At 50.6% G+C, this 16,868-nt stretch carries 19 protein-coding genes; 9 read left to right on the plus strand and 10 right to left on the minus strand.

Annotation, left to right across the window (positions count from 1 at the left end):
- Positions 1–35: 35 nt before the first annotated feature.
- From rnt to nemR, 4 genes are all read right to left on the minus strand, one after another.
- Positions 36–683, minus strand: coding sequence for a ribonuclease T (rnt, locus tag KXD89_RS10325; RefSeq protein WP_001282283.1), 648 nt, complete (start codon positions 681–683; stop codon positions 36–38).
- A gap of 102 nt (positions 684–785) precedes the next feature.
- Complete coding sequence (gene gloA, locus KXD89_RS10330; protein WP_001237796.1) at positions 786–1,193, minus strand: lactoylglutathione lyase; 408 nt, start codon at positions 1,191–1,193, stop codon at positions 786–788.
- Between the two features lie 80 nt (positions 1,194–1,273).
- Positions 1,274–2,371, minus strand: a complete 1,098-nt coding sequence (nemA, locus tag KXD89_RS10335; RefSeq protein WP_000093589.1) for an N-ethylmaleimide reductase — start codon at positions 2,369–2,371, stop codon at positions 1,274–1,276.
- Positions 2,372–2,407: 36 nt separating this feature from the next.
- Positions 2,408–3,007 (minus strand): DNA-binding transcriptional regulator NemR, encoded by a 600-nt coding sequence (gene nemR / locus KXD89_RS10340; RefSeq protein ID WP_001032936.1) that lies wholly within the window; start codon positions 3,005–3,007, stop codon positions 2,408–2,410.
- A gap of 102 nt (positions 3,008–3,109) precedes the next feature.
- On the opposite strand from nemR, the gene KXD89_RS10345 reads away from it, so the two are divergent.
- The 3 genes from KXD89_RS10345 to sodC all read left to right on the plus strand — a co-directional run bounded on the left by KXD89_RS10345 (position 3,110) and on the right by sodC (position 4,896).
- On the plus strand, positions 3,110–3,349 hold the full coding sequence (locus tag KXD89_RS10345; protein ID WP_000840481.1) for a DUF1289 domain-containing protein: 240 nt from the start codon (positions 3,110–3,112) through the stop codon (positions 3,347–3,349).
- 48 nt (positions 3,350–3,397) lie between these two features.
- The gene (locus KXD89_RS10350; protein ID WP_000250656.1) at positions 3,398–4,294 is read left to right on the plus strand and encodes an aldo/keto reductase family oxidoreductase; all 897 of its coding nucleotides are present in this window, start codon (positions 3,398–3,400) and stop codon (positions 4,292–4,294) included.
- Positions 4,295–4,374: 80 nt separating this feature from the next.
- On the plus strand, positions 4,375–4,896 hold the full coding sequence (sodC, locus tag KXD89_RS10355) for a superoxide dismutase [Cu-Zn] SodC (protein ID WP_001296937.1): 522 nt from the start codon (positions 4,375–4,377) through the stop codon (positions 4,894–4,896).
- Here sodC and KXD89_RS10360 read toward each other — a convergent pair whose 3' ends face one another.
- Genes KXD89_RS10360 through KXD89_RS10370 form a run of 3 tightly spaced genes read right to left on the minus strand, consistent with a single transcriptional unit; the run spans position 4,897 to position 8,005 of the window.
- Complete coding sequence (locus tag KXD89_RS10360) at positions 4,897–6,909, minus strand: FUSC family protein (RefSeq protein WP_000994333.1); 2,013 nt, start codon at positions 6,907–6,909, stop codon at positions 4,897–4,899.
- Positions 6,909–7,766 (minus strand): HlyD family secretion protein, encoded by an 858-nt coding sequence (locus KXD89_RS10365; protein ID WP_001300356.1) that lies wholly within the window; start codon positions 7,764–7,766, stop codon positions 6,909–6,911. Before KXD89_RS10365 ends, KXD89_RS10360 begins: the two co-directional genes overlap by 1 nt.
- Before the next feature lie 2 nt (positions 7,767–7,768).
- A complete protein-coding gene (locus KXD89_RS10370) occupies positions 7,769–8,005 on the minus strand; it encodes a DUF1656 domain-containing protein (protein ID WP_000670998.1) in 237 nt (78 codons plus the stop codon).
- Positions 8,006–8,205: 200 nt separating this feature from the next.
- On the opposite strand from KXD89_RS10370, the gene slyA reads away from it, so the two are divergent.
- Positions 8,206–8,640: a transcriptional regulator SlyA gene (gene slyA, locus KXD89_RS10375; RefSeq protein ID WP_001296943.1), complete on the plus strand. Its 435-nt coding sequence runs from the start codon at positions 8,206–8,208 to the stop codon at positions 8,638–8,640.
- Between the two features lie 46 nt (positions 8,641–8,686).
- Here slyA and slyB read toward each other — a convergent pair whose 3' ends face one another.
- Positions 8,687–9,154, minus strand: a complete 468-nt coding sequence (gene slyB / locus KXD89_RS10380) for an outer membrane lipoprotein SlyB (protein ID WP_000597196.1) — start codon at positions 9,152–9,154, stop codon at positions 8,687–8,689.
- Between the two features lie 273 nt (positions 9,155–9,427).
- Here slyB and anmK point away from each other — a divergent pair, with 273 nt between their 5' ends.
- The 5 genes from anmK to pdxY all read left to right on the plus strand — a co-directional run bounded on the left by anmK (position 9,428) and on the right by pdxY (position 14,004).
- Entirely contained in the window at positions 9,428–10,537 is a 1,110-nt protein-coding gene (gene anmK, locus KXD89_RS10385; protein ID WP_000835039.1) for an anhydro-N-acetylmuramic acid kinase, read from the plus strand.
- A 97-nt stretch (positions 10,538–10,634) separates the two neighbouring features.
- Positions 10,635–10,964: a C-type lysozyme inhibitor gene (gene mliC, locus KXD89_RS10390; RefSeq protein WP_000178044.1), complete on the plus strand. Its 330-nt coding sequence runs from the start codon at positions 10,635–10,637 to the stop codon at positions 10,962–10,964.
- Between the two features lie 58 nt (positions 10,965–11,022).
- Entirely contained in the window at positions 11,023–11,679 is a 657-nt protein-coding gene (gene pdxH, locus KXD89_RS10395; RefSeq protein ID WP_001282319.1) for a pyridoxamine 5'-phosphate oxidase, read from the plus strand.
- Between the two features lie 128 nt (positions 11,680–11,807).
- Positions 11,808–13,082 (plus strand): tyrosine--tRNA ligase, encoded by a 1,275-nt coding sequence (gene tyrS / locus KXD89_RS10400; RefSeq protein ID WP_001295400.1) that lies wholly within the window; start codon positions 11,808–11,810, stop codon positions 13,080–13,082.
- A gap of 58 nt (positions 13,083–13,140) precedes the next feature.
- On the plus strand, positions 13,141–14,004 hold the full coding sequence (gene pdxY / locus KXD89_RS10405) for a pyridoxal kinase (protein WP_001307229.1): 864 nt from the start codon (positions 13,141–13,143) through the stop codon (positions 14,002–14,004).
- Positions 14,005–14,047: 43 nt separating this feature from the next.
- On the opposite strand, the gene gstA is transcribed toward pdxY, so the two are convergent.
- Positions 14,048–14,653: a glutathione transferase GstA gene (gstA, locus tag KXD89_RS10410; RefSeq protein ID WP_000765749.1), complete on the minus strand. Its 606-nt coding sequence runs from the start codon at positions 14,651–14,653 to the stop codon at positions 14,048–14,050.
- 105 nt (positions 14,654–14,758) lie between these two features.
- A complete protein-coding gene (gene dtpA / locus KXD89_RS10415; protein WP_000100932.1) occupies positions 14,759–16,261 on the minus strand; it encodes a dipeptide/tripeptide permease DtpA in 1,503 nt (500 codons plus the stop codon).
- Positions 16,262–16,868: the final 607 nt, after the last annotated feature.

A 16,868-nucleotide genomic window follows, 5' to 3' on the forward strand; every position in this document is an offset into this window, starting at 1 on the left:
CCTGAATCATTGCATGTCATCAGGCATCGACTCGATTACACCTCTTCGGCGGCAGATAGCGGCCAGCCTCCCAGACGTTTCCAGCGGTTGACGATTTCACAAAACAGCACAGCAGTGCGTTCGGTGTCGTACAGCGCGGAGTGCGCCTGGGTGCTGTCGAAGTCCATGCCAGCGGTCTGGCAAGCCTTTGACAATACGGTTTGTCCGAGTGCCAGCCCGGCCAGTGCAGCAGTGTCAAAAGTGGCGAAAGGGTGGAACGGGTTACGTTTCAGTGAGGCGCGTTCTGCGGCGGCCATCATAAAGCTGTGATCAAAATTGGCATTGTGCGCCACCATAATGGCGCGGTTACAGCCGCTCGCTTTAATACCTTTACGTACAACTTTAAAAATTTCGTGCAGCGCCTCGTATTCGCTGACCGCGCCGCGATCGGGATCGTTCGGGTCAATGCCGTTGAAGGCGAGGGCTTCTGGTTGCAAATTTGCGCCGACAAATGGTTCGACGTGGAAATGTAATGTGGTGTCCGGCATCAGCCAGCCTTGTTCATCCATTTTCAGGGTGATGGCGGCAATCTCAAGCAGCGCATCGGTTTTGGCGTTAAATCCGGCTGTTTCAACATCGATCACAACAGGATAAAAACCACGAAAACGGTCGCACAGACCGGTAAGTTGAGCGTTATCGGACATCTGATTCTCTTAATACGGATAAATTGCAGCGCGCATTATGACAAATATTACTTGTCGATGCAGTAAAGATGCGGGCGCGATGAGTTCACGCCCGGCAGGAGATTAGTTGCCCAGACCGCGACCGGCGTCTTTCTCTTCGATTAACTCAATTTTGTAACCGTCCGGATCTTCCACAAACGCGATAACCGTAGTACCGCCTTTTACCGGACCCGCTTCACGGGTCACGTTACCCCCGTTTTGACGGATTTTTTCGCACGCTTCAGCGGCGTTATCTACGCTAAGCGCGATGTGACCATAAGCAGTGCCGAGTTCGTATTTATCCACGCCCCAGTTGTAGGTCAGTTCAATCACCGCTTCTTCGGTTTCCGGGCCGTAGCCAACAAACGCCAGTGAGTATTTGTATTCCGGGTTTTCGCTGGTACGCAGCAGTTTCATGCCCAGCACTTTGGTATAAAAATCGATGGAGCGTTGCAAATCGCCAACGCGCAGCATGGTATGAAGAAGACGCATCTTTTTATCCTCAAAATGGCTAACAGATTCAAAATGTTGTTTTAGTATAGCGGCGGCTTTACGCCGCTCGCAATGTTGGATTACAACGTCGGGTAATCGGTATAGCCTTCCGCGCCGCCACCGTAGAAACTTTCGGCACGCTGTGGGTTAAGCTCAGCTTTGCGCTGCAAGCGGGCGACCAGATCCGGGTTCGCAATCCAGTCACGACCAAATGCCACCGCATCAATTAACCCTTTGCCGATCAGCGTTTCAGCTTTTTCTACTGTGTATGCACCTGCGCCGATAATCGGACCGTGGAAACGGGCGCGTACTTTTTCGCGGAACGCATCAGTATACGGTTCACCCCCCGCCCAATCTGGTTCTGACATATGCAGATAAGCAATGCCGCGTTTACCCAGTTGTTCAATCAGATACAGTGCATCGGCTTCTTCATTCGGGCCGTTATCTGTGTTCTGGAAAGTACCGATTGGTGAAACGCGAATGCCAATGCGATCGGCACCCCATTCTTCAATCCCGGCATCGACCACTTCCAGTACCAAACGTGCGCGATTTTCCACGCTGCCGCCGTACTGATCGGTACGATGGTTTGAAGAAGGAGAAAGGAACTGATGCAGCAAATAACCGTGAGCAGAGTGGAGCTCTACCAGATCAAAACCGGCTTCACGCGCGTTAGCAATGGCCTGACGGAAATCATTGACGATACCTGGAATCTCTTCCAGTTCAAGCGCACGCGGCATGGATGTTTCAACACGGATCGCCTGACCATTTTCATCGCGCAGAGAAGTACGTGTTCCCGCGCTAAGTGCTGAAGGCGCTACCGGTGCCTGACCGCCAGGTTGCAGGCTGGCGTGAGAAATGCGTCCGGTGTGCCACAGCTGCACGGCCATATGACCATTTTCAGCATGAACGCCAGCGGTGATTTTTTTCCATGCGGCAATTTGCTCCGGACTATGGATGCCAGGCGCACCTGCATATCCTTTTGCCTGGGCAGAAATTTGCGTGGCTTCACTAATAATCAAACCGGCACTGGCACGTTGGCGATAGTATTCCGCCATCAACGGGGTAGGAATGTCACCCGGTTCAATACTGCGCAGACGCGTCAGCGGTGCCATAAAAATACGGTTTGCCGCCGTGATCGCGCCCACTTTCAGTGGGGAATACAGTTTTTCAGATGACATAAAGGCTCCCGGTCGTCTGGTGATAAAAAATGCCTGCTAAACGGCAGGCGTCGCAATAATGTTTTTTACATGGGCCAGCGCGTTTTCCAGTGGCTCGAAACTGCGCGAAATTTTGGCCTGCAGATTCGCGCCAAGCCACAGTGCGTAAAGCACTTGTGCCTGTTGCAGCGGTTCGCCACAAAAGGTTAAACAATGGTTCTCACGGCCATTTTCCAGCGCCTGAGAGAGCAGGGCGATCACGCCGCGAGCACCTTTATCCATCGCGCTGCGCATATCTTCTGACAGATCGCACACTTCGGCAGAGAGTTTTACTGTCAGGCAACCACTGATGGTTCCATGTTGGCAAAACTGGTTCAGTGTTTGCTGGTAATAAGCCAGTATGCGGTCGCGGTAGTTACCTTCGCCGGATTGCAGCAACTCAGTCAGTCGCTGGTGATATGCGGCGTAATGACGCTCAAGCATGGCAACGCCAAACGCTTCTTTAGAGCGAAAGTAGTGATAGAAGGACCCTTTCGGCACTTCAGCGGTTTTTAGTAATTCGCTTAGCCCCATCCCGGTGAATCCACGTTGCAGGCAAAGTTGCTCGCCCGTCGCCAGGAGATGTTCGCGAGTATCATGTTCGGTGTGTTTGTTCATGCGTTGGAGTGTAGTAGACCAGTCGGTCTAGTGCAAGCAAAGTTGCTACTTTGGACATTAACAGCTTCAATAATGGTAATAATCTTATCTGAGGAGGGCGAAGTGGCGGAGCAATTAGAGTTCTTTCCCGTCCAGAGCCCGTGCCGGGGAATTTGCCAGTCTGACGAACGCGGGTTTTGTCGCGGCTGTTTTCGTAGTCGTGATGAGCGTTTTAACTGGAATAAAATGAGCGATGGCGAAAAACAAGAGGTGCTGCGCCTTTGTCGGCAGCGATTAATGCGCAAATTACGCGCAAATAAGCCAGCGTCATCAGACGAACCGGAGCAACCATCACTCTTTTGAACCTAATCTTGCGTATACTCCTCTCATATCTGATAAGAGGAAGCGATTATGGTTCAGCGTATTACTATTGCGCCGCAAGGCCCGGAGTTTTCCCGTTTTGTGATGGGCTACTGGCGATTGATGGACTGGAATATGTCCGCCCGCCAGCTGGTCAGTTTTATTGAAGAGCATCTGGATCTCGGCGTGACCACCGTGGACCATGCTGATATTTATGGTGGCTATCAGTGCGAAGCGGCGTTTGGCGAGGCACTGAAACTGGCACCTCACCTGCGTGAACGGATGGAAATCGTCAGTAAATGCGGTATCGCGACGACCGCGCGTGAAGAAAACGTCATTGGTCATTACATCACTGACCGCGATCACATCATTAAGAGCGCCGAACAGTCGCTAATTAATCTCGCGACCGATCATCTGGATTTGCTGTTAATCCACCGACCAGACCCGTTAATGGATGCCGATGAAGTGGCGGACGCGTTCAAACATCTGCATCAGAGCGGCAAAGTGCGTCATTTTGGCGTATCGAACTTTACGCCTGCGCAATTTGCCCTGTTGCAATCACGTCTGCCGTTTACCCTTGCCACTAATCAGGTGGAAATATCCCCGGTGCATCAGCCGTTACTGCTGGATGGCACGCTCGACCAACTACAACAACTGCGTGTTCGTCCGATGGCGTGGTCCTGCCTTGGTGGTGGTCGTCTGTTTAATGATGATTATTTCCAGCCGCTGCGTGATGAACTGGCTGTGGTGGCAGAGGAGTTAAACGCGGGCTCGATTGAACAGGTGGTTTACGCCTGGGTATTACGTTTACCATCGCAGCCGCTGCCAATTATCGGTTCAGGTAAAATTGAGCGCGTACGGGCAGCTGTCGAAGCAGAAACACTGAAAATGACCCGTCAACAATGGTTTCGTATCCGTAAAGCGGCACTGGGGTACGACGTACCGTAAGCACTTTTAGGAATAGCCGCCGTTCAAAAATGTGTCACTGGTTTACACTTATTCAGGAATGCACAATGAACGGAGGTCCTATGAAACGTTTTAGTCTGGCTATTCTGGCGCTGGTTGTTGCAACCGGCGCACAAGCTGCCAGTGAAAAAGTCGAGATGAACCTCGTCACGTCGCAAGGGGTAGGGCAGTCAATTGGTAGCGTCACCATTACTGAAACCGATAAAGGTCTGGAGTTTTCGCCCGATCTGAAAGCATTACCCCCCGGTGAACATGGCTTCCATATTCATGCCAAAGGAAGCTGCCAGCCAGCCACCAAAGATGGCAAAGCCAGCGCCGCGGAATCCGCAGGCGGGCATCTTGATCCACAAAATACCGGTAAACATGAAGGGCCAGAAGGTGCCGGGCATTTAGGCGATCTGCCTGCACTGGTCGTCAATAATGACGGCAAAGCTACCGATGCCGTCATCGCGCCTCGTCTGAAATCACTGGATGAAATCAAAGACAAAGCGCTGATGGTCCACGTTGGCGGCGATAATATGTCCGATCAACCTAAACCGCTGGGCGGTGGCGGTGAACGCTATGCCTGTGGTGTAATTAAGTAATTAAGAGGCCAGCGTACCTTGCGGTGGTGCTTGCTCAAGTTGCGAAAGCGAGCAGTACAGCCGCCAGACAATTGCCGCCAGCTCACGGGCGGCAGGTTGATGATGACGGGCAAGGCTGTCGCAAATCCGCTGTAATTCTTCAAGTGTGGCCGCCAGTGATTTTTGCTGAACGCCACGCTCACTCATCACTCCCCGCAACAGTGAAATACAGTTATCCCGTACTCGCGATAACGGATCGGAACGCGATTCCCAGTCGCGCAATTGCCAGACAACATGAGAACAGTTCAGCAGCACTACACCCCAGCGTAATAACCAACGGCGAGCCAGCGCATCCTGGCTGTTACTCAACTGACTGACGTGATGATAAGTGAGCGATTCAAATTCGCTTTCACTCAGTGTTGGATGGCGGCTTAGCTGATCGACAAAATCCCGGCGCAGCGCGCGAATATGGCGGCGGCTTTTACGAGCATCCGATCCTGGACGCAGAATGGCGAACGCTAACCACGCCAACGCGACGCCAACGATTTTTGCCAGATTATCGTTAAGAAAATCAGCAAAATCATACACCGGGGGATTAGTGACAGCGATAAAAGAACCCATAAAAACAATCAGTTGCCCCCACAATGCGGCAAATTTTGGCATCTGCAATTTAAGAAGCTGCATTGTCGCCAGCAGTGGAAAGAGAAACAGTAAAAATTGCCACAGATCGCTAATCTGGACCATCAGACCAAATTTGACCACAAAGCTGAATAGCGAAAGTAACACCAGCGTGCGCATCAGAAGTGACAACGACTTAAACGGTGCTGCGACGGCGGAGTAGAGTACGCAGCTAATTGCTGCCAGCGTTAATGCATTGGCACCGGCATCCCATTGCGAAGCAATACTCCATGCGCCAATCATCATCAACGTACAAAATGTACGCAGCCCGCTCCACATAGCTTCGGCGTTATCGGTATGACGAGCCAGGCCGGATGTCCGTGGGAGTCTGGTATGATCATCTACACCGCTTTGCAGACGATGTAATTCCTGACTACTTTGCAGATAAAGGCGGCAAAAATAACGTAGTCGCTGCCAGAAGGCGACGTGCCGATAGTCGGCGACGTTGGTCGGGCGTAGCGGGGCGATAATACGTGCGACGGTGTAAACATCTGTTTGCGAACTGGCGAGCGCCGTCAGCAACTGTTCGAGAATTTCTCGTGTGGCACCTGGCGGTGAGGGCCAGTTGAGCAACATACGTCGCAGGCTGGAGATGACACTGGTCATACGTAATTGCTGGTGGAGCAGCGCATTAAGGCGCGCGTTTTGCTGGCGAAAACGATAGTGGCTCCAGAAAGCCTGGATACGCAGCAAATTCATGGTCAGTATCTGCCCAATCACCCCTTCATGTGCTGCACGAATGGCATCGGTTGTTTCAGGCTGCCAGAGTAAACTGGCATGTTCCAGTAATCGGGCGTGCATGTTTTTCAATGCGGTTAAAAGGGCAGTAGCATCGGAACTGCTCGGCAGGATCATCATCATCATGCCGCCGCACAAAATACCGACTATTACCTCGCAAACGCGCGCCTGAGCGATATCCCACAGCTGGCTGGCCTCAGTAATATTAACCATCGGAAAGGCGATGATGGCAGCCGTGTAGCCCGCCAGTTGAAATGCATACGCGACGTTATTCGTGAAGTGCGCACAGGCCCAGGTACAAAAGCCAAGCCACGCCGACATGCTCAATAGAAAAAACCACGGCTCATTGAGCGTATGCCCGGCAAGAAGCAGTGCCGCAATGGCTCCGAGCAAACTGCCAGCGATGCGTCCGAGGCTTTTGCTGATAACACCGCCAACGGTGGGAAAGCTAACCACTGCAGCCGAGGTCATCGCCCAATAGGGTTCATCCAGATTTAAATAATAGGCAACCGTCAGCGCCAGACACATGGCAATGGTATTGCGTAACGCATAACGCCATTGCGCCAGCGTGGCCCTGAACCAGGGCAAATTGCGCAAGGACCATGACGATGCGTTCATTATTGACCTACGGCAATGCTACAGGTGGTGCCCGACACCAACGTGACATCGCCTGGGACTTTATCCAGCGCAAAGCGGACGGGAACGCGTTGGGCGAGTCGAACCCAGGGGACGTTAGGTTTAACATCCGGAATAAGGCTTGAGTCACTTTCAACGCTCTGATCATAAATCGCCCGACCGATACTGGAAACGTGACCCTGTAACGTTTTGTTATCACTATAGAGGGTAATTTGTGCTGGTGCACCTTCGCGGATATGGCGCAACTTGGTTTCTTCAAAATAACCAATGACGTAAAACGAGTGGCTGTCGACAAGGGCAAACAGCGGTTTCCCGGTATCAGCGTAATCGCCGATGCGGGTAGTAAGGTTAGTCACCCATCCACTCACCGGGGCGCGAATTTCCGTTTGCGCCAGTTGCCATTGTGCCTGTTTCAGCGTCGCCTGTGCGGCATCAACACTGGCCTGCATCGCTTTAACATTGAGGTTAGCGGTATCGAGTTCTTCGGCAGAAATAAAATTTTGTGAGAGATGACGACGACGATTCGCTTCGTTATTGGCTTTTGCGAGGTCAGATTGCGCTTTCGCCAGCTGAGCCTGTGCGTTCAGCTCGGCGATCTGAAAGGGCGTTTTATCGATCGTGAGCAGAAGATCCCCCGCGTTAACCAGCTGGTTGTCTTTTATATTCAGCTCAACAATACGTCCCGACACCTGTGGGGTGATAGAAACCTGTTCTGCGCGTATTTTCCCGTCGCGTGTCCACGGAGATTGCATGTAATAATTCCACAGCCACCATCCGGCAAGAACCGCAACTACCGCTACAATGATTGTTGAGAAATACTTAATTGTTTTAATTGACATAGTTACCACGCAATCAGTATTGCCAGAGCAAGGCAAACGCAAATCGCAAACAGCGATAAATCCATTAACAAGGGATGCCAGATGTCACCGGCGTAGATCCAGCCACGAAGCAGGCGGTGTACGACAAGCCAGATGACGAATCCAAACGCGAATGCTTTGAAAAACGGAGGAAAGTAGACGGACGCACCGAACACCAGATCTTGTAAGGGCAATCCTGTTGCATTGAGCATAAACTTCACAAAGTAGATTCCTTTACGACCGAATATATTGCGTTAGATTAATAAATATTCTTTAAGTGCGAAAAATTTACGCGCAATTTCTGAAAAATATGTCTGACGGTAACCAAATGCAGCAATACATTTGTTTTAGCAATACAATTGCTGCACACTATTCTAAAAGCCGCATAATATCTTAGCAAGCTAATTATAAGGAGATGAAATTGGAATCGCCACTAGGTTCTGATCTGGCACGGTTGGTGCGCATATGGCGTGCTCTGATAGACCATCGCCTGAAACCGCTGGAGTTAACACAAACCCATTGGGTTACGTTACACAATATCCATCAGTTACCTCCAGACCAGTCGCAAATTCAACTGGCAAAAGCGATTGGCATCGAGCAGCCATCACTGGTCCGTACTCTGGACCAACTGGAAGAAAAAGGGTTAATTTCGCGTCAAACTTGTGCCAGCGATCGTCGGGCTAAACGTATTAAACTGACGGAAAAGGCAGAGCCGCTGATCAGCGAAATGGAAGCTGTTATTAACAAAACCCGCGCGGAAATATTACATGGCATCTCCGCAGAGGAACTGGAGCAACTGATTACGCTCATCGCAAAACTTGAGCATAATATCATTGAGTTACAGGCCAAAGGGTGAAATGAAGGGGGCGTGTGGTCAGTAACCTGACCACACGCAAACTTATTTAGCGCGGAGAAACGGTCACCTGACTGCCATTGCTGGCCAGTACGACACGTTGGCCCGGAGAGAAACGAGTGTTGCCTTGTTTCTGTACCACCATGATGGTATTACCATCGTCTTTACGAATTTCCAGCTCGACACCCTGCGTTTTGTTCATTGCACTCTGTACGCCCTGACCAGCTACGCCACCTGCAACAGCGCCTGCTGCAGTAGCCAGAGAACGCCCGGTTCCGCCACCAACAGTATTCCCCAGGAAACCACCAAGAACAGCACCGCCAATTGCACCGATAACGTTGGAATCATCACCGCCCTGAATCTGTACCGGACGTACGTTAACGATGGTGCCATAGCTGACATTCTGTACTTGTTTCGCTTCAGAAGCGGTATAAACATCCCCTGACAGGGTGTCGTTATTAACACAACCGACAAGAGACAGACCTACCATTGAAACAACCAATACGCGTTTAATCATTGAAAAATCTCCTGTTCACCATGAAACGCCACGCAAGCATCCCTCATGGTCAAAGTATATGGCATATGTGAATCCATGGTTACATGTTCTACCAAATATGAGCAAATCATAATGAAAGTAGGATCAACCAATTATAAACAAAACATTCATGATGATTATTGATTTGAAGATAATGTTTTACTACCAACGGTAAAAATCGGTCATTCCGCATGGTATTCACGAAAAGTTTATGTTTGAGTGGTGCGCAAACGTCAGATTGAAAAAGGATGAACTATGAAATCGGGCCGCTTTATTGGCGTTATGTCAGGCACCAGCCTTGATGGTGTTGATGTTGTGTTGGCGACAATTGATGAACACCGGGTCGCACAGCTGGCAAGTTTGAGTTGGCCGATCCCGGTATCTCTGAAACAGGCTGTACTGGATATTTGCCAGGGCCAGCAGCTTACACTTTCGCAGTTTGGACAGCTTGATACTCAACTCGGGCAACTTTTTGCTGATGCGGTCAATGCCTTGCTTAAGGAACAAAATCTGCAGGCAAGAGATATAGTTGCGATCGGTTGTCACGGTCAAACCGTCTGGCATGAACCGACGGGCGTGGCACCACACACTTTACAGATTGGCGATAACAATCAAATTGTGGCACGCACCGGAATTACGGTTGTCGGTGATTTTCGCCGTCGCGATATTGCCTTGGGAGGACAAGGCGCACCGCTGGTACCTGCGTTCCATCATGCGCTGCTGGCTCACCCAACCGAGCGACGAATGGTGCTCAATATTGGCGGCATCGCCAATCTGTCACTGCTCATTCCTGGGCAGCCGGTTGGGGGCTACGATACCGGTCCTGGTAACATGCTGATGGATGCCTGGATCTGGCGTCAGGCCGGTAAACCTTACGATAAAGATGCCGAGTGGGCACGGGCGGGTAAAGTTATTCTCCCACTGCTGCAAAATATGCTCAGCGACCCGTATTTCTCGCAACCTGCACCGAAAAGCACCGGACGCGAATACTTTAACTATGGTTGGCTGGAGCGCCATTTGCGCCATTTTCCGGGTGTTGATCCCCGAGATGTGCAGGCGACACTGGCAGAACTCACCGCCGTGACCATTTCTGAACAAGTTTTGTTGAGCGGTGGCTGCGAACGATTGATGGTATGTGGTGGAGGTAGTCGTAATCCGCTACTCATGGCGCGTCTGGCGGCATTACTGCCAGGCACAGAAGTCACCACCACCGATGCCGTTGGCATTAGTGGCGATGACATGGAAGCATTGGCTTTCGCCTGGCTTGCCTGGCGGACGCTGGCGGGATTACCAGGAAATCTGCCTTCCGTCACTGGCGCAAGCCAGGAGACGGTACTGGGGGCTATTTTCCCCGCTAACCCGTGATATCAGAGTTAACTGAATTTTTCTTACCGCGTCTGCCGTTACACTTGGAACGTTAGGGAGGGCGTATTGCCCTCCAGACCAGGAAAGTCTTCGGGATATGACTATGAAAAAACTGTTAATTATCATTTTGCCGGTCCTTCTCTCCGGCTGTAGCGCCTTTAATCAGCTGGTTGAGCGCATGCAAACCGATACGCTGGAATACCAGTGTGATGAAAAACCGTTGACGGTCAAACTGAATAATCCGCGCCAGGAGGTCAGTTTTGTTTACGATAATCAACTACTGCATCTCAAACAGGGCATTTCAGCCTCTGGCGCGCGTTACACTGACGGAATCTATGTTTTCTGGTCGAAAGGCGATGAAGCGACTGTCTATAAACGCGACCGCATCGTCTTGAATAACTGTCAGTTACAAAATCCACAGCGTTGAGATTTTTCCAGGGGCGGCGCACAATAGCGTCACCCACTGACAATCCGTAAAGAAAACCATGTCTGATAACGACGAATTGCAGCAAATCGCGCATCTGCGCCGTGAATACACCAAAGGCGGGTTACGCCGCCGCGATCTTCCCGCCGATCCATTAACCCTTTTTGAACGTTGGCTCTCTCAGGCTTGTGAAGCCAAACTGGCGGACCCTACCGCGATGGTGGTCGCTACCGTGGATGAACATGGTCAGCCTTATCAGCGCATCGTTTTACTCAAACATTACGACGAAAAAGGCATGGTGTTTTACACCAACCTCGGCAGCCGTAAAGCACATCAAATCGAAAATAATCCGCGCGTTAGCCTGCTGTTCCCGTGGCATACCCTTGAGCGCCAGGTGATGGTGATCGGTAAAGCAGAACGACTTTCGACTCTCGAAGTGATGAAATATTTTCATAGCCGCCCGCGTGATAGCCAGATTGGTGCATGGGTTTCGAAGCAGTCCAGTCGCATTTCTGCCCGCGGTATCCTTGAAAGTAAATTCCTGGAGCTGAAGCAGAAGTTTCAACAGGGCGAAGTGCCATTGCCGAGCTTTTGGGGCGGTTTTCGCGTCAGCCTTGAACAGATTGAGTTCTGGCAGGGTGGTGAGCATCGCCTGCATGACCGCTTTTTGTACCAGCGTGAAAATGATGCGTGGAAGATTGATCGTCTTGCACCCTGAAAAGATGCAAAAATCTTGCTTTAATCGCTGGTACTCCTGATTCTGGCACTTTATTCTATGTCTCTTTCGCATCTGGCGAAAAGTCGTGTACCGGCAAAGGTGCAGTCGTTATATACATGGAGATTTTGATGGCAAGCAGTAACTTGATTAAACAATTGCAAGAGCGGGGGCTGGTAGCCCAGGTGACGGACGAGGAAGCGTTAGCAGAGCGACTGGCGCAAGGCCCGATCGCGCTCTATTGCGGCTTCGATCCTACCGCTGACAGCTTGCATTTGGGGCATCTTGTTCCATTGTTATGCCTGAAACGCTTCCAGCAGGCGGGCCACAAGCCGGTTGCGCTGGTAGGCGGCGCGACGGGTCTGATTGGCGACCCGAGCTTCAAAGCTGCCGAGCGTAAGCTGAACACCGAAGAAACTGTTCAGGAGTGGGTGGACAAAATCCGTAAGCAGGTTGCCCCGTTCCTCGATTTCGACTGTGGAGAAAACTCTGCTATCGCGGCGAACAACTATGACTGGTTCGGCAATATGAATGTGCTGACCTTCCTGCGCGATATTGGCAAACACTTCTCCGTTAACCAGATGATCAACAAAGAAGCGGTTAAGCAGCGTCTCAACCGTGAAGATCAGGGGATTTCGTTCACTGAGTTTTCCTACAACCTGTTGCAGGGTTATGACTTCGCCTGTCTGAACAAACAGTACGGTGTGGTGCTGCAAATTGGTGGTTCTGACCAGTGGGGTAACATCACTTCTGGTATCGACCTGACCCGTCGTCTGCATCAGAATCAGGTGTTTGGCCTGACCGTTCCGCTGATCACTAAAGCAGATGGCACCAAATTTGGTAAAACTGAAGGCGGCGCAGTCTGGTTGGATCCGAAGAAAACCAGCCCGTACAAATTCTACCAGTTCTGGATCAACACTGCGGATGCCGACGTTTACCGCTTCCTGAAGTTCTTCACCTTTATGAGCATTGAAGAGATCAACGCCCTGGAAGAAGAAGATAAAAACAGCGGTAAAGCACCGCGCGCCCAGTATGTACTGGCGGAGCAGGTGACTCGTCTGGTTCACGGTGAAGAAGGTTTACAGGCGGCAAAACGTATTACCGAATGCCTGTTCAGCGGTTCTTTGAGTGCGCTGAGTGAAGCGGACTTCGAACAGCTGGCGCAGGACGGCGTACCGATGGTTGAGATGGAAAAGGGCGCAGACCTGATGCAGGCACTGGTCGATTCTGAACTGCAACCTTCCCGTGGTCAGGCACGTAAAACTATCGCCTCCAATGCCATCACCATTAACGGTGAAAAACAGTCCGATCCTGAATACTTCTTTAAAGAAGAAGATCGTCTGTTTGGTCGTTTTACCTTACTGCGTCGCGGTAAAAAGAATTACTGTCTGATTTGCTGGAAATAATGCATTAAGTGGAAAGGGGGAGTGAGAAATCACTCCCCCTGGTTTTTATACAGGGAACATGATGAAAAATATTCTCGCTATCCAGTCTCACGTTGTTTATGGTCATGCGGGTAACAGTGCGGCAGAGTTTCCGATGCGCCGCCTGGGCGCGAACGTCTGGCCGCTGAACACCGTTCAATTTTCTAATCACACCCAATACGGCAAATGGACTGGCTGCGTGATGCCGCCCAGCCATTTAACCGAAATTGTGCAAGGCATTGCCGCCATTGATAAATTACACACCTGTGATGCCGTATTAAGTGGCTATCTGGGATCGGCGGAGCAGGGTGAACATATCCTCGGTATCGTCCGTCAGGTGAAAGCCGCGAATCCGCAGGCGAAATATTTTTGCGATCCGGTAATGGGTCATCCGGAAAAAGGCTGTATCGTTGCACCGGGTGTCGCAGAGTTTCATGTGCGGCACGGTTTGCCTGCCAGCGATATCATTGCGCCAAATCTGGTTGAGCTGGAAATACTCTGTGAGCATGCGGTAAATAACGTCGAAGAAGCGGTTCTGGCAGCGCGCGAACTCATTGCGCAAGGGCCACAAATTGTGTTGGTTAAACACCTGGCGCGAGCTGGCTACAGCCGTGACCGTTTTGAAATGCTGCTGGTCACCGCCGATGAAGCCTGGCATATCAGCCGTCCGCTGGTGGATTTTGGTATGCGCCAGCCGGTAGGTGTTGGTGATGTGACGAGCGGTTTACTGCTGGTGAAACTGCTTCAGGGGGCAACGCTGCAGGAGGCGCTGGAACATGTGACCGCTGCAGTCTACGAAATCATGGTGACCACCAAAGCAATGCAGGAATATGAGCTGCAAGTGGTGGCTGCTCAGGATCGTATTGCCAAACCAGAACATTACTTCAGCGCAACAAAGCTCTGAAATATCTCATTTCGGCCCACAACGACCTGTGGGCCGATGGCTATTACTTTAAGCCTTCCGCTGACAGCGCGTCTTGTACTTCCGGACGTTCAGCCATACGTTGCATAAATGCTGCAATGTGCTCTAACCCTTCCAGATTCAGTTTCACCGCGTATGCCCAGCGCAGAACCGTAAACAGATAGGCATCAGCAATTGTAAATCTTTGCCCGCAGATCCAGTGCTCATCCTTCAGTGCCTCGTTCACATATTGCAGCTTCTTCTCCAGCTGCGCGCGAACTGTCGGTTTGTACTCTTCCGGTGTATCAGGGCGAAACAGAGGTGTGAAACCTTTATGCAGCTCGGTGGCGATGTAATTCAGCCATTCGATGGTTTTATAGCGGGAAATACTGTTTACCGGTGCCAGCAACTGGCGGTCGGGGACGCTGTCGGCAAGATACTGCATAATCGCTACGCCTTCCGTCAGCAAAGTACCGTCATCCAGCAGCAATGCAGGCACCTGCCCCTTAGGGTTAACGGCAAAGTAATCGTCACCGTTTTCGAGACGTTTTTTCATTAAATCCACACTGACGAGGGTAAAATCCTTTCCGCTCTCACGCAGGGTGATATGGGAAGCGAGAGAGCAGGCACCCGGTTTGTAGAACAATTTCATCGGTAACTCCTTTTGTCTGTGGTTTAAAGTATGGTAGTGCGTTGCTGAACAAAAAAAAAGCCGCTAACGAAAAGTTAGCGGCTTGTAAAAGAGTTTCCCTGAATTTTACGCTACGGCTGCTTTCGCCGCTTTGTCTGCAGCGTCATCCTGCGTCATGCGGTGCAGTTTCGGCGCGGTCAGCAGCATCAGTACTGCAATAACGGCAGTAGCGACACCAATCTGCAAGAATACGCGACCATAGACTTCCAGTGACATCAGCGGATCGGTAACGTTATCCGGCACAGCCATCATACCCGCAACATAACCACCAATCAGGTTTGCACCGGCAGTGGTCAGGAACCAGCTACCCATAATGAAGCCCATCAGACGCTGCGGAACGAGTTGAGCAACCATTGCCAGACCCAGACCAGAGATCATCAGTTCCCCGATGCTCTGCAGGCCATAGCTTGCGACCAGCCAGCTTACAGACACGATACCAGCGTCAGACGCGAATTTCGCACCCAGCGGCAGAATCAGGAACGCACCAGAACACATCACCATGCCGATTGCAAACTTGGTTGGCATCGGCAGGGTATCGCCCATCTTGTTATAGATAGCGGCCAGAATCGGACTACCGATGATGATCCAGAACGGGTTCAGTGCCTGATACTGCTCAGGTTCTACGGCCAGACCCAGAATGGAGTGCTCAACGTTACGAATCGCAAAGAAGTTCAGTGACGTTGGCATCTGGCTGTACAGCACGAAGAAGATAATGGCTTCGAGCATCAGGATGAAGGCAACGATCATTTTACGACGCGCAGCACCTTTCATCGCGAAGGCTTCTTTACCGAAGATAACCACGATACCGAAGGCAACAACGCCCAGCGCCATACGCGCAACTTCCTGATTGTGCAGCAGCCAGGTGGCGATAGCGATCAGTGCCACAACACCAATAATGGTCAGCAGCAGGTTACGGTAGTTGATAGGCTCGAAGTCTGGTTTTGAACCGTACTGTTTAACCCAGCGTTGGCAGAAGGCGAAGTTAACGATAGTGATCAGCAGGCCTACAACGCTCAACGCAAACGCAACACTCCAGCCGTATTTCGCGGCCAGCCACGGCGTAGCAATCATAGAGAAGAAAGAGCCGATGTTGACGGACATGTAGTACATGGTGAATGCACCGTCCAGACGCGGGTCGTTTTTCTCATAGCATGTAGAAAGCAGAGAAGACGGGTTAGCTTTAAACAGGCCGTTACCGACCGCAATAGCCGCCATACCCATATAAACGATACCGGCGTCGTGACCAGACCAGGCAACCAGAGCATAACCAATCGCCAGCACAATAGCGCCGAGCATAATTACGCGTTTAGTACCCAGTACCTTGTCACCTAACCAGCCGCCGATAGCGACCAGACCATAAACCAGGGCACTAAAGGAAGAGAAAAGGGTGATTGAATCCGCTTCAGACATACCCAGTTGTTTAACCAGGTAAACAGCCATAATTCCTTGTAGGCCGTAATAACCAAAACGTTCCCATAACTCAATCGAGAAGATGAGATAGAACGCCTTCGGTTGTTTGAAAGCGTTCAAACTGACGCTTTCAGTTGGTTTTTGGTTTGCAGTGGACACTTTTACCTCTTTTTTTACATCCCATATTAACGGGGGTGCTTTCTCGCGTTATGTATAAAAAACATACGCGCAATTGTTATAGTGGGAGGGGAAACGGCAGGTAATGTTCACTATCTTGCACTTTCAGACAAGTCCTTTGTAATAATCTGTTACATATAACTGAGGCGGGGAATTCAACCATTCCGGGAAATGTTATCCAGCGTTAAATTTTTCAAAAAACGTAACGGCAGATTTTTTCACTGCACTGAGAGGGGGGTGATGGCTTAACGGCGATATGTTCTGCTATTTAGCGTTTTTACTAGTGAGATAGTCCAGTTTCTGAAAAATAGCCAGTGTAATGTTTTGTAGGTCAATATTTGTTGCGTGTGTAAATTTAAATGATTTTAACCTGATTCTTGCAATGTTTTTACATTGCGACAGCATCGTGATCTTGATCACGAATGAATAGAAAATTTCGCTATTAAAAAAACAATTAACCTGCATTTTTGGTTATCCGCAAACGGATTACCTGATGATAACGCTAAGCAATGGCATCATTGACGTTAAAAAGATGTTTTAAAAGAGGATAAAGAAAGGTTATCAATGGGGTAATCGGTGTTACCCCTTT

It is taken from the genome of Escherichia sp. TC-EC600-tetX4 (assembly GCF_019356055.1).
Taxonomy (GTDB): domain Bacteria; phylum Pseudomonadota; class Gammaproteobacteria; order Enterobacterales; family Enterobacteriaceae.

Excerpts from the sequence above, each read along its gene's own strand:
- nemA (WP_000093589.1), bottom strand. The coding sequence starts at position 2,371 with ATGTCATCTGAAAAACTGTATTCCCCACTGAAAGTGGGCGCGATCACG.
- mliC (WP_000178044.1), top strand. The coding sequence starts at position 10,635 with ATGACTATGAAAAAACTGTTAATTATCATTTTGCCGGTCCTTCTCTCC.
- sodC (WP_001296937.1), top strand. The coding sequence starts at position 4,375 with ATGAAACGTTTTAGTCTGGCTATTCTGGCGCTGGTTGTTGCAACCGGC.
- pdxY (WP_001307229.1), top strand. The coding sequence starts at position 13,141 with ATGATGAAAAATATTCTCGCTATCCAGTCTCACGTTGTTTATGGTCAT.
- rnt (WP_001282283.1), bottom strand. The coding sequence starts at position 683 with ATGTCCGATAACGCTCAACTTACCGGTCTGTGCGACCGTTTTCGTGGT.
- tyrS (WP_001295400.1), top strand. The coding sequence starts at position 11,808 with ATGGCAAGCAGTAACTTGATTAAACAATTGCAAGAGCGGGGGCTGGTA.
- anmK (WP_000835039.1), top strand. The coding sequence starts at position 9,428 with ATGAAATCGGGCCGCTTTATTGGCGTTATGTCAGGCACCAGCCTTGAT.
- pdxH (WP_001282319.1), top strand. The coding sequence starts at position 11,023 with ATGTCTGATAACGACGAATTGCAGCAAATCGCGCATCTGCGCCGTGAA.
- KXD89_RS10365 (WP_001300356.1), bottom strand. The coding sequence starts at position 7,766 with ATGTCAATTAAAACAATTAAGTATTTCTCAACAATCATTGTAGCGGTA.
- KXD89_RS10360 (WP_000994333.1), bottom strand. The coding sequence starts at position 6,909 with ATGAACGCATCGTCATGGTCCTTGCGCAATTTGCCCTGGTTCAGGGCC.
- gloA (WP_001237796.1), bottom strand. The coding sequence starts at position 1,193 with ATGCGTCTTCTTCATACCATGCTGCGCGTTGGCGATTTGCAACGCTCC.
- slyB (WP_000597196.1), bottom strand. The coding sequence starts at position 9,154 with ATGATTAAACGCGTATTGGTTGTTTCAATGGTAGGTCTGTCTCTTGTC.
- KXD89_RS10350 (WP_000250656.1), top strand. The coding sequence starts at position 3,398 with ATGGTTCAGCGTATTACTATTGCGCCGCAAGGCCCGGAGTTTTCCCGT.
- gstA (WP_000765749.1), bottom strand. The coding sequence starts at position 14,653 with ATGAAATTGTTCTACAAACCGGGTGCCTGCTCTCTCGCTTCCCATATC.
- nemR (WP_001032936.1), bottom strand. The coding sequence starts at position 3,007 with ATGAACAAACACACCGAACATGATACTCGCGAACATCTCCTGGCGACG.